The organism is Rhodanobacter sp. MP7CTX1 (assembly GCF_014205795.1).
Taxonomy (GTDB): Bacteria; Pseudomonadota; Gammaproteobacteria; order Xanthomonadales; family Rhodanobacteraceae; genus Rhodanobacter.
The window spans coordinates 24,620-39,523 of record NZ_JACHCN010000021.1 but is presented as its reverse complement, the minus strand read 5'-3'; the positions used below and the strand labels follow the sequence as shown (position 1 = coordinate 39,523).

The following is a 14,904-nucleotide window of genomic DNA, read 5'->3' as shown; positions in this document are numbered from 1 at the left end:
GGCCGCGGCTCATCACGCCTAGGCGCATTTTGTCGTGCGTCCGACGCGACCGTGGTTGGGCGCAAGCCGCGGGCCTGGTGCAACGAAGTGCGTCTGCCGTTGCGGATTGAGCTTGCGCGCCGTCTTCTCCCCTGCAGATATATCGCATGGTGTTGGCCAGCTTCGAGAAGCGAAGCCACAGGTACCGTGGCAGTAGTGAGTAGTAGTAAGTAGCAAGTAGCAAGCAGTAAGTAGCAAGTAGCAAGTAGCAAGCAGTAAGTAGCAAGTAGCAAGTAGCAAGTAGCAAGTAGCAGTAAGCAAAGATGTGGAAAACACCGACGTTGTTAACTTAATTCAAGGAAAGAACATGAAGAAGATCGAACGCGAAATGTTGGCAACCATCCCGGCCGCTGCCGGTGCCTCCATCAAGGACAGCGGTAGCAATAACAACGACAGCATCGTTATCAACCCCGCCCAGGGCGGCGGTCTGTAACATCTGCTGGTAGTCAGGGATAAACGGTCATGGCCTGCGTCATGACCGCTTATCTTGCGCCCGGCACTTGTTGTACGCGAGCCGTGAAACCCGATGAAGCGGTGCGCGCATGTTGACGCGGGTAGATAACGACGGGCAATGGCCAGGCCGTTGCCGTGATCAGAGATCTTTCTCTACAGACACCGGCTGCTGACGATCCGTCCCGGCAAGGTCGCGCCGTGCGAGACATTCACGTTGCAGGGGGTGCTGTCACATGGGCCGCCTCAAGTGGCTTGTTCTTTAGATATGGATGCAGTGTGCATTGCCCGAACGAGGGTGCACACATGGAGCAATGTTTGTGCAACTCCAAAATCTTCCCCAATTCAAGGATATCGGATGGCGTTGGATCGCCTATGCGACGTCCTTCGCCCTGATCGTGGCGGTCGTGTTTGCGTGCTTCCACGAAGTGGAACTCAAGCAGGACGTTTCGTGCGAAATCGTTTCATGGTCGCAGGTCAGGGTCCAGGGATTCCGCGGCCAGGTATCGGCCGTTTATGCGCATCCGTCCGACCGAGTGGAACGCGGAGCGCCGCTGTTCCAGTTGACGCGTGATCTGGTGCCGTCGAGCGATGACCCGCAGCCTGCAGGTCCGGCAGAACAGCCTCAGCCGAACGTGACGATTTACGCGCCCCAGGCGGGCGTGGTGATCTTCTCCGGTCTGCGCGTTGGACGCATGCTCGATGCGGGCGAAGTAGCGCAGATCATCGATACCGACCCAGGGCAGCCGTTGACGATCGCGCTGCGCATTCCCTCCCGGCAACGCGGCTTCGTCAAGCCGGGACAAATCATCCATATCAAGCTCGACGCGTTTCCGTATGCGAGATTCGGCACGTACGAGGCACGTATCGAGTCGATTTCCGATACCACCCTGGGCGTGCCAGACGGATCGCGTGCGGCCGTGGCCGGCTCCGATCAGGGTAATAACTACCGGGCGCTGGCGACGCTGCGCGGCGATACGTTTGATGTTGGCCGGGAGTCATTTCAGATGTTTCCAGGTATGCGGGGAACGGCAAGCATCGTGGTCGAACGCCGCACCATCGCCGAGTGGGTACTCGCCCCGCTCTTTCGCATGATCAGGGGCTGAGCCATGCGCGTCATTTATCAGAATGAAGTGGCCGAGTGCGGCTATGCCTGTCTCGCCATGGCGCTGAGCCACCTTGGTCGAGCGACGGAAACTCGCGAAATTTCCGCGTACCGGCCGATTTCCGCGAACGGCCTGTCGATGATGGACCTGCACGATGTGGCGCTCGAATTCGGCTTGTCAGTGCAGGCTTATCAATTTGGCGCGTCCGATCTGGCCGAGATCAAGCCTGGCTCGATCCTGCACTTTGGCGGCTCGCACTACGTGGTCTTCGAGAAATGCACGCGCAGCTATGTGCGATTGCTTGATCCGGCGGCCGGACGTCGTCGGGTATCGATGGACATGTTTCTGAAAAACGTGTCGGGTTATCTGCTCGAATTCGCACCTACGCCCGAGCTGCCGCAGATACGTGCTCGTTCGCGGATACCTGCTGCGCTGGCGCGCGTGCGAATGCTGTGTCCCCAGCTGCACCGCCAAATTGGCAAGGTGATGTTTGTCGCGTTGGCCGGGCAGTTCGCCATACTGGCGATGCCCTACTTCGGTCGCCTGGTTCTGGATTACGTCGTTTCTTCGGACAACGAAAATCTGCTCAACGTGCTGACGTTGACGTTCGCGGGCATCTTCCTTGTCGGTGCCTTCAGCCAGTACGCACAGACCTATCTGGTCGAGCTGATCTACGGTATGGTTTGCGTGAATATGCGCGAGGGGTTGGTCGGGCACTTGATGCGCAATCCCATCGCCTTCTTCGAGAAGCGCAACGTGGGCGACCTGTTTGCTCGAGTGAAGTCCCAGGACGAGATCAGTACGCACGCCGTGAAAACCACGGTGGCGACCGGTGTCGATTTGACGGTAGCCGTGCTGGCGCTGATTCTGATGCTGTCGCAAAGCCCGCGATTGACGGCAGTCGCGTTGGCCATTTTCGGCTTCTACGTGCTGGTGGCGGTAGCGCTGCTCTTTCGAATGCTGGATGCACGCATCTTGCTGATGCAGGAGTCGGCACGTTGCGACAACATGCTTATCGAGACCATCCGCGCCGCGCCACAGATCAAGCTGGCATCCGGAGAAATCCGCCGCGTCTGCGCCTACATGACGATCTTCAAAGGCTATGTGGCCACGCTCGTGCGGGATTCCAAGTTGCTGGCCACACGCGATGCCGTACTGAAGCTGACCACCTATGCCGACCTGATCGCAGTCACCTGGCTCGCCGCCGGCCTGATGCTGAAAGGAAGCATATCGGTTGGCGTGTTCTATTCATTCATGATCTACAAGTCGCTCGCGACGGATCGCCTCGCGCGTTCGGTTAACGCGCTTATCGCCTACTTCATGCTGGAAGTTCCTGCGACGCGGGTTGAGGATATCGTGGAGTGCGAGGAGGAACGCTATACACCGATGGCTGAGCGGCAAAAGGCCGTCGAGGTGAAGGCATTCGAGAAAATCGAGATGCGCAATCTCTCGTTCCGTTATGGGGTGTCTGACCAGCCGGTACTGAACCATGCGAGCCTCGATATCTACCGGGGCGACAAGATCGTCATCGTCGGCCCCTCCGGTAGCGGAAAAACCACGCTGCTCAAACTGCTGGGCGCCGCCGAACCACTGCAACAGGGTGAAATCCTTCTCAACGGCATCGCGTGGCCGAACCTGACGGTGGATGAAATCAGGCGGCATGCGGCACAAATGCGTCAGGGTGACATTCTCTTGAACGGCTCCATTTCGGAGAATGTGTCACTTTTTTCCGCGCACGAGGCAGACGATGCGCGCGTCAATCAGATGCTGGAAGACGTGGGACTTCTTGCCGATGTCATGCGCATGCCGATGCGCACACGCACCGTGATCAGCGAAACCATTGCGAATATCTCGGCGGGACAACGACAGCGCCTGTTGCTGGCGCGCGCGCTCTATCAGAACCGCGAACTGTTGCTGTTGGACGAGCCGACGTCGAATCTGGATGCGGCGTCGGTGTCGCACATCTCGAATCTGCTGCAGGGACTCGATCGCACGATGGTCGTCATCACCCACGATATGGCGCTCGCCTCAGCGTTCGAGCGGCGCTACAGGTTAGTCGACGGCACGCTAATGCCGGACGGGCTGCTCTGCGATGCCGCCTAGGATGGAAACCGGAAGTGTTCGGTCATGAGTCGGTGGAACAGCTTTCGCCGATTGCCGAATCGGTGGTTGAAATGGATGCGGTATCGAAAATACCAGCTGTATGGCGCGTGGCTGCGCAGTCTGTCGCTGCCATCGATCGCGCGGTTGGCGACGGTGAGTTGGTGCGTCAGAAGCGTGTTCGATTCACGCCTGCGCTGGAACGGCATCGTTCGCTATGAGATGGGCTGCCATGAGGTGTCACTCAAGCGCTCCGATGCGCTGAGCGCGATGACAGGCGGTGTGCTGGAGAAATTGCTCGATCGGCGCCTGTATCTCGGCAGAAAGGCGCGCCCCGATGAGACGTGGCCCGATTTGCGCAAAGTGGCACTGATGCTGGCACATCGGATCGAGCAGCTGCGTAGCTTGTATCCAAAGCGCCCGATCATTCTTTCGCCGTTTCATTACGTATCGCAGTATGCGTGCGCCTATGTCGTGGAAGAGGTGCGCAAGGCGCTGCGCCTGGATTCGCTGTCGGTAGTCACCGGCGTACCGAGCGACCGCTACGGCGTGGACGCGACGGTCATGCCGCACTTGGTGCCGTTGCATACCGGCGAGGAGGTAGGGCGCAACAGCCTCGGCCTGAATGTCGTTCGCGCCTTGCGCCGTGATGGCATTGTCGTGTTGTTTGCCGACGTGCCGCCGTACACCATGCGCAAATATCCGATGGAGACTGTTGATGTGTCGATCCTCGGACGTCCCAGTCGCATTCATCGGGGTGTATTCAGTATCGGCTCGCACATGGACGCGCTCGTGCTGCCGTTCTATCTGAAGTTTGCGCATGGGAGGTTCGATGCTCACGTCTTCGACGCCATCTCACTGGCATCTTCCGATGCACCGCAACAGGTGGCTGACTGCATCAGCAGCGCACTGATCGGCAACTATCCGCACTGGCTCATGGCCGGCTACGCGCCCATGTACGCGTTTGCATGTGCCAAGTAGCGCAGAATTCGTCGATGGCGCCGAGGGAGGCGCTTCAGCCAGCGGCGACGATCAGTTGCTCAAGCGCGGCGGCCGGCATCGGCACGCCATACAGGAAGCCCTGCAGTTGAGAGCAACCGGCCTGACGCAGGAAGTCGCCCTGCTCGCGGGTCTCCACGCCTTCGGCGACCACCACCTTGTTGAGGCTGCGTGCCATCGCGATGATCGCGGTGGTAATGGTGGCGGTATCGGGGTCGGTGGTCAGGTCGCGCACGAAGGCGCGGTCGATCTTCAGCGCATCGATCGGAAAATGTTTCAGATAGGACAGGCTGCAGTAACCGGTACCGAAATCGTCCAGCGACAGCCGCACGCCACGTTGCCTGATCCGCCGCAGCAATCCGGTCGTGGCATCGCCGGACATCACCATGCGCTCGGTGAGTTCCAGTTCGAGCAGCCCGGGATCAATGCCGCTTTCGCTCAGCACGTCGTCGAGCCAACTATAGAAATCCGCATGCTGGAATTGCAGCGGCGAGACATTCACCGACACCGGCATGGGTTGCCCGAGTTGCTGCCACAATCGCGCCTGCTTGCACGCCTGACGCAGCACCCAGGCGCCGATCGGCAAGATCAAGCCGCTGTCTTCGGCCACCGGGATGAACTGATCGGGCGTGTATAGCTCGCGCCCGTTCACGTACCAGCGCAGCAGCGCCTCGGCGCCGACGATGCGGCCGGTGTCCGCAGCCACCTTGGGCTGGTAAAGCAGGCTCAACTCATGGCGAGGCAACGCCTGCCGCAGTGCCGTCTCGATCCGGCGTCGCGCGAGCGCGCGCTCGTTCATCGATGCGGTGAACGAGCGGTAGCCATGCTGGCCCTGTGCCTTGGCCGCAACCATCGCCGTCTCGGCGTGCTGCAGCAGGCTTTTCGGTTCGCCGGCATCGTCGGGATAGACGCTGATACCGATGCTGACGCGCAGCGCAAGTTCGGGCAGGCCGGCGACGCTGGTCTGCTCGCATTGAGCGATCAAGGTCTGGCACACGCTGGCCGCTTCGCCGACACTTTTCAGATGCGGTAGCACCACCACAAACTCGTCGCCGCCATAGCGACAGAGCACTTCATCGCCAGGCAGACCACGGCGGATCTGCGCTGCGAGCGCCCGCAGTACGCGATCGCCATCGCCATGGCCATATAGCTCGTTGATTTGCTTGAAATTGTCGATGTCGATATACAGCACCGCACATCGTTGCTGCCGCCGGGCCGCCGTCATCAGCGCCTGCCCGACCAGCCCGTCCAGCTGGCTGCGATTGGGTAGACCGGTAAGCGTGTCGTGCTGGGTCAGATGAATCATCTTCAGCGCCAGCGCACGGGTTTCGCTGACGTCGTGAAATACCAAGACACCGCCGATGACGCTGCCGGCGTTGTCATGGATCGGCGCGGAGGAGTCCTCCACCGGCGTGTCAAAACCGTGCCGATGCCGCAGTAGCGTCCTGCTCGCCAGATCGACGATGGCGTTGTGCTCGATCGCCGCGCGCAACGGATTGGAGACGGTAGTTCCGTGTTGCGCATCGAACAGCTGGAAGACTTCCTCGATCAGCTTTCCCTGTGCTTCAGTGCTGGTCCAGCCGGTCATCGCCTCGGCAATCGGATTGAGCGAGGTAACGCGCAACCGCGGATCGGTGGTGATCACGGCATCGCCGATCGAACGCAGGGTTACCTCGGCCAATTCGCGTTCGCGATATAGCGCCGCTTCGAACGCCTTGCGCTCGGTGACATCCTGCGCTTGCGAAACAAAGTAGAGCGGCGCTCCCTGGGCATTGCGCACAGCCGACACACTGAGCTGGATATGCACGACGTGGCCATTCTTGTGGAAATTGCGCTTCTCCAGTTGGTACGAATCGCGCTGCCCGGCCGACAGTTGTGACAGCAGCTCCAGGTCGGCGGCAAGGTCGTCGGGATGTGTGATGTCGGCGATGTTCAGCTTCAACAATTCGTCTTCGCTATAGCCAAGCATCTGGCATACCGCAGCGTTGACGCGCATGAAGTGGCCATCCGGATGGGTCAGTGCCATGCCGATGGCGGCATGCTGGAACGCGCCGAAGAACCGTTGTTCGCTTTCGTGCAACCGCAGCTCGAGCGTGCGCCGTTCGGTGATGTCGACCAGCGCGGTGAAGACGCCGCAGGCCTTGCCGTCGGCGTCGAAATCCGGTTGAAAGTTCCCGTGGACGTAGCGCCGTTCACTACCGTTGAACAGCTCGCCTTCATAACAGCTCATGTGCCCGGCCAACGCTTTTTCCAGCGCCGCGCCGGCACGTTGATAGTTGCGCTCGCCGATCACGTCGACCACGCGGCGGCCAAGCAGTCTTTCCGGATCCAGGCCGAGCCAGGTGCGATGGGTTTCGTTGGCGAAGCGAAAGCGCAGCTCACTGTCGAGATATGCAAGCAACACCGGAGTACCGCGCAAGATCCGCCCGGGCCAATCCGGCTCGTCATGAAGCGAAGGCAATACCTCGGCAGACTTGTGCGGCCGCATGGTCTTCCGTCAACTGGAGCGCCCCCTGTCGGCGCTGGCCCATCATGCGCCAAGTGTTCGCCGCTGCACAGGTGCCGGCAGGTCCTGTGACGGCGATTTCAGTGCAGGGCGATCGTCGGCGCACCGAGCTGACCAGTGTCATCCAGCACGATACGGCCCAGGGCATGCAGCTCGGCGGCGATCCCGTAGCGGTCCGCCAGCCGTGCCAGCAGTGGCCCCAGGGCCTGTTGTTGCAGCGGATAGCCGTGTGCCAGCGCGCGCGCGCGCCCGGCTTCGCCACGTTGCGCCACGGTGATGGCGACCACGCCGAGCCCGGGAGCCTCATGCGCAAACAGCGCCGGCGGGTCGTAACCGGGCTCGACCGTGGCCAGGGTTTCGAGCAGATAGCCGGCGCCCGCTTCGCGCTCCCCGTCAACCACCGGCTGCAGCAGCAAGGGCAACTGATGCGCATCGAGCAATGCGGCGTACTGGCGCAGCTCGAACACCACGCCTGCGAAGGCATGTGCGCGCTCAGCGTGGTCCTCGGTTTGCGCGGCCAGCCATTGCGCGGGCGACTGCGCCAGCACATTGCCGTGGGCGTAACGCAGCGTCAGCCCGCGCGCGCTCATCGTCGACTCCTCGCGATACGGCGTCAGCAACGCCCCTTCCAGCAGCGTCCACAGCGGGGCCAGGTTGACATGCTCGTATTGCACGCAGGTCAGCGCGAGCAGGTCGTTGCGGCTCAGGTAACGCACGTGCTCCAGTCGGGTGCCGAGCGTGCGCATCAGCCAGTCACTGGTCAATGCGCCGGCTTCGCCGCGGCCGACCAGCTGGATCTCCAGTTGCTCGGACAGCTCAGCGGCCAGCGCCTCTGGCGCCAGCAAGGAGATCGGCAGCAGGCGCATCGGGCCGTCGGCAAAAATCGGCGACGGTTCCAGCGGTTGCGCCGGCATGCGACCTTCGTGGCTGCCAAACGCGACCACGTTGTCCAGCTGACCGCGCGGTACGCGCCGGGCCAGCTCATCCAGCGTGGTCCACACCGGAAAACCCGGACGCAGCAATTCGACCGGGTCGAACAGCGCGCCGGCCAGCGCCAGTCGGGCTTGCGCCACCTGCGGCACCAATCCAAGCAGATCGGCGGCAACCAGCTCGGCCAGCTCGGCCGCTTCGTCGCGGCTCAGGCTCAGGCGTGGCGGTAGGTCACCGGCGACCCGCTCCAATGCCAGCACGATCGGGAGGGCGAGCAGCGTTTGCGCTTCCACGGGCAGCATTCCGAACGGCAAAGAATCCGAATATTAGCAGGCGGGACGTTCTGATCGATTCGGAGCAGGCCTTGGGTCGCCTGTGCTGAATGGATCGGGGCATCCTTCACGGTTTTGGGCTTTCACCGCGCGGCATGGCGGGTTAGCCTTGGGAAACTTGAGTTCCGGACTGTTTTGACCATGGAAAACACGCACAAGCGCGTTGGGGTGATCGGCGGTGTGCGCATCCCGTTCTGCCGCAATAACACGGCTTACGCCGATGTCGGCAACTTCGGTATGTCGGTGAAGGTGCTCGGCGCGCTGGTCGAACGTTTCGGTCTGCACGGTGTAGAGCTGGGCGAAGTGGCGATGGGCGCGGTCATCAAGCATTCCTCGGACTGGAACCTGGCGCGCGAAGCGCTGCTCAGTTCGGGGCTGGCGTCGACGACGCCGGGCATTACCACGGCGCGCGCCTGCGGCACCTCGCTGGACAACGCGATCATCGTGGCCAACAAGATTGCCGCCGGGCAGATCGAGGCCGGTATCGCCGGCGGCTCGGATACCACCAGCGACGTGCCGATCGTCTTCGGCACGCGCCTGCGCAAGCGGCTGCTGGCGATGAACCGCGCGAAGACGCCGCTGGACAAGTTGAAGATCGCGGTGCGTGGGTTCTCCTTCCGCGACTTGAAACCCTCGTTTCCCGGTGTCGCCGAGCCGCGCACCGGCAAGTCGATGGGCGACCACTGCGAGCAGATGGCGAGGGAATGGCACATCACGCGCGAGGCGCAGGATCAAATCGCGCTCGAAAGCCATCACAAGCTGGCTGCCGCGTATGACGCCGGTTTCTTCGAAGGTTTGCTGGTGCCGTTTCGCGGACTCAAGCGCGATGGTTTCCTGCGTCCGGATTCGAGCATCGAGAAACTGGCCGCGCTGAAGCCCGCGTTCGACAAGACCTCAGGTCACGGCACGCTGACCGCCGGCAATTCCACCGGCCTGTCCGATGGCGCGGCTGCCGTGCTGCTGGGCACCGATGAGTGGGCGGCCCGGCGCGGCCTGAAGATTCAGGCATATCTGCGCGACGCCGAAGTCGCCGCGGTGGATTTTGTGCATGGCGAAGGCCTGTTGATGGCGCCGACCATCGCCGTGCCGCGCATGCTCGCCCGCAACGGCCTGACCTTGCAGGATTTCGACTACTACGAAATCCACGAAGCGTTCGCCGCGCAGGTACTGTGTACGCTGCGCGCGTGGGAGTCGGCGGAGTACTGTAAAAATCGCCTCGGCCTCGACGCGCCGCTGGGCACGATCGATCCGGCCAAGTTCAACGTGCACGGTTCCAGCCTGGCAACGGGTCATCCATTTGCCGCCACCGGCGCGCGGATTATCGCCACGCTGGCCAAACTGCTGGAGGAAAAGGGCTCGGGTCGCGGCCTGATCTCCATCTGCACCGCTGGCGGCATGGGCGTTACGGCGATCCTCGAACGACCCTGATCGGGGTTGGCGGCATATCGTTCAAAGCACGCCGGTGACACCCGCCCCGAATGCCGTCATGAACAGGGTGTAGAGCAGCTTCGGCGACGCTGCCGAATCGGGAAAATCGCCGACCGGTTCATAGCAGGCGAAGAAGCCGGGATCGTTGACCCGCAGCGGCTGGCAGCCGGGTTTGATTTCGTAGCTGGTGGCGTAGCGGAAGGGCCACAGATCGAACAACGGTAGTTGTTCGGAGACGCTGCCGATCGCCTGGCTGATATCGCTGAGCACCGGTACCTCGGCTGGTTTCGGAGCGATCACCCACGCGTTCTGCGGCTGCGTATCGCGCAGGATGCTCTCGCGCAGCTGATCGGCGAAGCGTGGGTCGTAGACGATCACGCCGGCCTCGGTGTTGTAGTGATCCGAACGTGGATCGAAATTGTGCGAACCGACCATCGCGATGGTCTGGTCAATGACGATCGACTTGGCATGCAGGCCGAAACGACGGCCTTCGCTGAGTAGCGGCGCGGGCCGACGGCCCTTGCCATGGCTGCCGAGCGGCCCATGGGTTTCGGTGTCTACGAAATGTTTGGAGGAATCGCGAACCTCGGTGCGGTTGTCGGGCGGCGTGCCATCTTCCGAATCGTTGTCATCCAACTCCATGCTGGCGAACGCGTTGGCCTCGGCCGGACCCACGGCGTGTGGCTTCATTTCGTAGATCTCGAAGCCGTAGTCCTTCAGATAGAGTTTGCGGTGTTTATAGGAGAGCGCATACACCGCGAACGCATCGGTTGAGGCGAGCGAATTGGTGGAGACCACGATCCGCGGCGCCGTCGTTTGCTCGTGCAGCTGCTCAAAGACCTCCCGTGCGCGGTGGCTCATCACCAGGTAGGGGGTTTGCAGCACGACCTCATACTTCGCGCCGGCCACCATCTGCATCACATAGTGGGTGAACTGGAGCGCATTACGTTTCTGTGGTTTGTCGGTCTTTGCCGGCAGGTCGCTGAAAAATTCCACGTTGCCGGTACGAATGCTGTGCTCGAGCACATGTGCGTGCAGCCAATCTGCATCGTCAGCCTCTTCCTGCGCGCGATACACGCGTTGCGGATGCACGTAGCTGGCTTCCGGCCAGTCCGGCGCGGCCGGGTGCCCGAGGATGTAGTTGTCGACGTCGCGCAGATGGGTCAGCGGCACCGAGCGTTTGTGCCCCCAGAACAGCGCGAAGCTGTCGGCCATCGCGCGCGCCGCCGGGCCACCGACGAGCACGTCGCGATCGACGTAGTCGAAATCGTCGTCCCAGTCGAAGTAGCGGTTTTGGTAATTGCGACCACCGGTGATGCCGATGCTGCCATCCACCACAAAAACCTTGTTGTGCATGCGCTGGTTGAACTTGAAGAAGCAGCAGGCAAGGCCGGCGGCCCATTGCAGCGACGAAGTATGGGCGTCATGGAAGGTTGGGTTGTACAGGCGCACTTCCAGATTCGGACTGACCCGCGCGAGTCGGTTGAGCAGCGGCATGTCGTCAAACGATGACAGCTGGTCGGCGAGGATGCGCACTTTCACGCCCCGCCGTGCGGCCTCCACCAGCTCGTTCAATACCAGCTCCCCGGCATCGTCCTCGTCCCAGATGTAAGTCTGCACGTCGATCGAACGATGCGCGGCACGGATCAGATTGAGCCGCGCCACCATCGCCGCTTCGCTGTCGTTGAGCAGGCTGACCACGTGCACCGGCAGCTGTGGGGTAGACGCGGTCATCGCCTCGTTCGCGGCATCCAGCAGCGCCGATGCCGCCGCGCAGTGATCGTCGCGGTCGCAGCCAACCCGGCTGTCGGTGGTCGCCACGACTAGGGCATCCACGCGTCGAACCTGCGCCCGTGATGCCACACAACCCTGTAGCAGCAGGATGGCGACAACCAGGTTGAGCAGAAAAAACGGGCGTATGGGCATCCACCGCATCATACGGGCACGCCCCAAAACGAGGTCATGGCCCTACTCCGATGCGGCGTCGAGTGCGATCGAGAAACCGAGCTGGACCTGGTCCGACAGGGCCGTCCGATGGCCGGTCATGCCGAATGCGCTGCGCGATACAAGGCCGCGCGCTTCGATCAGGCAGGTGGGCGCGATGACGGTTGCGCATGTCACGGGCAGCAGCTCGAAGTGCACCGGCAGGGTAACCCCGCGCAGGCTCAATTGGCCGTCCAGCATGCCGCCGGAGGTCAGCGTGTCGAAGGGTATGGGATCAGACATGAAGTGGATGGTCGGGTAATGCACGGCATCGAAAAACTCCGGCGCCAGCACCCAGCGACGCAGGCGTTCGGAGTCCATCGCGATGCTGTCCACGGTGATGCGCGCGTCGATGGTTGCCTGACCATGTGGATCAAGCCGCACTTCGCCGGCGATCAACGAGAAACGTCCGCTGATGGTTCGCAGCCACAACAGGCGTACGCCGAAGGTGGCATGCGAGCGGGCGGGGTCAATACGGTAACCGGTGGATCGCGCAGCCGGCGCAACGAGCGCCAGGCCTGCGAGCAGAACAACGGCAAGCGCGCGCCTCACGGCGACCAGAATGCGTCCAGCCGGGCATTGCCTGGTTCCAGTGCGCCGTTCAGATGCAGCACGGCCAAGGCGCCGGGCGGCATGCCACGGAATTCATCGGACCGACCTTCGACCAGCAGCGCTACCAGCCGCTCGATGCCGGGATTGTGGCCGACCAGCATCACGGTGCCCGCGTCGCCGTGCTGGTCCAGCAGCGCCAGCAGCTCGCCCGGGGAGGCGTCGTAAATTTCAGCGGCGATTTGCGGGACTGGTGCCGAAACCATCGCGGCCAGCGCCAGCCGAGCGGTTTCGTCGGTGCGCCGGGTGGGCGAACACAGCACCCGATCAGGCTGGCTGCCATGGGCGGCCAGCCACAGCCCGGCAGCTTGCGCTTCCTGCTCACCGCGAGTGCTGAGTGGGCGTTGCTGGTCATCGTCGGCATGTTCTATCGGCACGGCTTCGGCGTGTCGCAACAGGATCAATTCGTGCATGGGGGACTCCCGGTATTGTCGTGCGACGGTGGTTTCACAAAGATGACGGCGAAGAGCCCATGAACAGACTCTCAGTGCTGGCGCTTGATCCAGCGTAGTAATGCTTTCCAATCCTCCTGATGGTTGCGGACCTGTTCGGACTGGTAATCGAAGATGCCCTTGCCCAGCGCGCTGAGCAGGACATAGGCCTGACTGTCGCGCAATTGCGCGGCAATCGGAAAGGGCGATTGTTCGGCAAGCTGGGCCACCGCGTCCTGGCTGGCGTGGGTCCACGGCTTGAGCCGGTTGGCGACCAGCGCCACGGGCAGCTTGCCGCGGCGGATGCGGCTGATCTGCTGCAACTCCTTGATGAAATGCAGCGTGGCATGCAGATCGAACGACGATGGCAGCACCGGCACCAGTAATACGCTCGCCTGTTCCAGGTACGGTTCCAGTTCGCGCTCACCTGAGCCGGCGGGAGTATCGATCAGCAGCTGTTGAGTGTCCGGCGGCAGTCGTTGTAGCGCCTTGCGGCCACCTTCGAGCGCCAGCACGCCGGGTACGTTGTCCGGCCGCAGGGTGGCCCAGCGAAAGCTGGAGCCCTGCCGGTCGGCGTCGATGATGGCGGTGTGCTGACCCGCCTGTGCCCAGTGCGACGCCAGCTGGGTTACCAGCGTGCTCTTGCCACAACCACCCTTGCTGCTTGCTACCAGCGTCGTAAGCATCGATTGACCCTTGCCGCGGAGGTGATCCAAGCCTACACGGCTGCGAATGCCGCGCAAAGGTGCGTGCAGCCGCTTTGAACGGGTGGCGTCATTCGGACCGCTGCGGCTTCCAGTCGGCGGGCGCGTCGGTCGGGATGTTGTTGTCACGCAAGGCCGCCAGCAGCAGACTCATTTCGGTGCCGCCGCTGGTCGCCAGCAACAGCAGATGCTGGGACAGCGCCGCGTCGCCCTGCGCGCGGGCCGACAGCTGGGCGAAGCTTTGCACTTGCCAGATCAGATTGAGCCGGGCGTGCTTGGCGTCCTGCTGCTGCACCGGGTCATCCGCCAGCACTTCGCGCAGATGCAGACCGAGCGAACGCCCCAGAGGGCTGGAACCCCATTCGAGGATCTTGCCGAGGTTCAGGCAATCGGCCTTGATCGATGCATCGCCGCTGGCGTTCTCGCACAGCTTGGCGGTGACCTGCAAGCCGGGCTGTGGCTGGGTGCTGGCCAGGCCGAACACCAGCACCTGCTTCACGCCCATCGCACCGGCGGCGTGGGCCGGATCGATCGTGTCGGCCGGCGGTGGCAGCATGCTGACCGAGTCGGCCAGTGCCTTCAGGCTGATTCCGGTGTAGTCGTCATACAGCTTGGCGGCGGCCGCCTTCGCCAGGTCCGCGCGCGCGGCCTCCGGCTTCATCTTTCGGGTGTCATCGCCGAGCTTGAGCAACCATACCGCGGCGTTGTCCGGTGCCTGCGTCACCAGTTGATCCAGCGCGCCCGAATTGGGACAGGCGTCTGCCTTGGCGTCGCAATCAGCCAGTCGGACCCAACTCACCGCCGCTCCGGCGTCGTCCGCGTGCGCCGCGCGCTCGATCAACACATGAAAGGTGGCGAACTTCGGCTGGTTGAGCAGTGGCCGGGCATACAGGGCGGCACCGAGCAACGGCAGCGCGTCGACGCGCAGGGCCAGCACACTGACCAGGTCACGCTGCAGTCCCAGCAAGGCCTTTTCGCGGGTCGCAGCCGTTCCGTCAGGGCCGGCGGTCTTGCTGGCAGCGCCCGGCTGGCCGGTGGGGTGGCCGGCGAGCACGGGCGTGGCGACGCATGCCAAGGCACACGTCAGCAAGGTGAGGTAGCGCAGTCCACGCATCGTTCGCTTCCTTCCGCAATCAAAGCGCCGAGCATACCCCCCGTGCATTAAGCTCGGCTGATTCGGGTGGTTGTGAGACAGCCTGGTCGCAGGTTTATGAACGGGCTTTCGGCGCGAAGCCGGCGCAATGCTTGTTAGGATGGCCGCTTCCGGCGCGGCATCGCGCCTACATC

At 62.6% G+C, this 14,904-nt stretch carries 12 protein-coding genes; 5 read left to right on the top strand and 7 right to left on the bottom strand.

Annotation, left to right across the window (positions count from 1 at the left end):
• Positions 1-346: 346 nt before the first annotated feature.
• From HDE77_RS20625 to HDE77_RS18825, 4 genes are all read left to right on the top strand, one after another.
• The gene (locus tag HDE77_RS20625; RefSeq protein ID WP_255482815.1) at positions 347-472 is read left to right on the top strand and encodes a hypothetical protein; all 126 of its coding nucleotides are present in this window, start codon (positions 347-349) and stop codon (positions 470-472) included.
• A 337-nt stretch (positions 473-809) separates the two neighbouring features.
• On the top strand, positions 810-1,595 hold the full coding sequence (locus tag HDE77_RS18835; RefSeq protein WP_184419458.1) for an HlyD family efflux transporter periplasmic adaptor subunit: 786 nt from the start codon (positions 810-812) through the stop codon (positions 1,593-1,595).
• A 3-nt stretch (positions 1,596-1,598) separates the two neighbouring features.
• Positions 1,599-3,698 (top strand): peptidase domain-containing ABC transporter, encoded by a 2,100-nt coding sequence (locus HDE77_RS18830; protein ID WP_184419457.1) that lies wholly within the window; start codon positions 1,599-1,601, stop codon positions 3,696-3,698.
• A gap of 24 nt (positions 3,699-3,722) precedes the next feature.
• The gene (locus HDE77_RS18825; protein WP_255482813.1) at positions 3,723-4,676 is read left to right on the top strand and encodes a hypothetical protein; all 954 of its coding nucleotides are present in this window, start codon (positions 3,723-3,725) and stop codon (positions 4,674-4,676) included.
• 34 nt (positions 4,677-4,710) lie between these two features.
• Here HDE77_RS18825 and HDE77_RS18820 read toward each other — a convergent pair whose 3' ends face one another.
• Together HDE77_RS18820 and HDE77_RS18815 are read right to left on the bottom strand one after the other, a co-directional pair.
• The gene (locus tag HDE77_RS18820; protein WP_184419456.1) at positions 4,711-7,182 is read right to left on the bottom strand and encodes a GGDEF and EAL domain-containing protein; all 2,472 of its coding nucleotides are present in this window, start codon (positions 7,180-7,182) and stop codon (positions 4,711-4,713) included.
• A gap of 98 nt (positions 7,183-7,280) precedes the next feature.
• On the bottom strand, positions 7,281-8,423 hold the full coding sequence (locus HDE77_RS18815; RefSeq protein ID WP_184419455.1) for a hypothetical protein: 1,143 nt from the start codon (positions 8,421-8,423) through the stop codon (positions 7,281-7,283).
• 180 nt (positions 8,424-8,603) lie between these two features.
• Here HDE77_RS18815 and HDE77_RS18810 point away from each other — a divergent pair, with 180 nt between their 5' ends.
• The gene (locus HDE77_RS18810; protein ID WP_184419454.1) at positions 8,604-9,890 is read left to right on the top strand and encodes an acetyl-CoA C-acetyltransferase; all 1,287 of its coding nucleotides are present in this window, start codon (positions 8,604-8,606) and stop codon (positions 9,888-9,890) included.
• A gap of 21 nt (positions 9,891-9,911) precedes the next feature.
• On the opposite strand, the gene HDE77_RS18805 is transcribed toward HDE77_RS18810, so the two are convergent.
• From HDE77_RS18805 to HDE77_RS18785, 5 genes are all read right to left on the bottom strand, one after another.
• Positions 9,912-11,816 carry a phospholipase D family protein gene (locus HDE77_RS18805; protein ID WP_184419453.1) on the bottom strand — a complete coding sequence of 635 codons (1,905 nt, stop codon included), beginning with the start codon at positions 11,814-11,816 and terminating at the stop codon, positions 9,912-9,914.
• Between the two features lie 42 nt (positions 11,817-11,858).
• Entirely contained in the window at positions 11,859-12,425 is a 567-nt protein-coding gene (locus HDE77_RS18800) for a YceI family protein (RefSeq protein ID WP_184419452.1), read from the bottom strand.
• Positions 12,422-12,895 (bottom strand): histidine phosphatase family protein, encoded by a 474-nt coding sequence (locus HDE77_RS18795; protein WP_184419451.1) that lies wholly within the window; start codon positions 12,893-12,895, stop codon positions 12,422-12,424. Before HDE77_RS18795 ends, HDE77_RS18800 begins: the two co-directional genes overlap by 4 nt.
• 71 nt (positions 12,896-12,966) lie before the next feature.
• On the bottom strand, positions 12,967-13,599 hold the full coding sequence (locus HDE77_RS18790; RefSeq protein WP_184419450.1) for a ParA family protein: 633 nt from the start codon (positions 13,597-13,599) through the stop codon (positions 12,967-12,969).
• An 88-nt stretch (positions 13,600-13,687) separates the two neighbouring features.
• Positions 13,688-14,731: a hypothetical protein gene (locus tag HDE77_RS18785; RefSeq protein WP_184419449.1), complete on the bottom strand. Its 1,044-nt coding sequence runs from the start codon at positions 14,729-14,731 to the stop codon at positions 13,688-13,690.
• Positions 14,732-14,904: the final 173 nt, after the last annotated feature.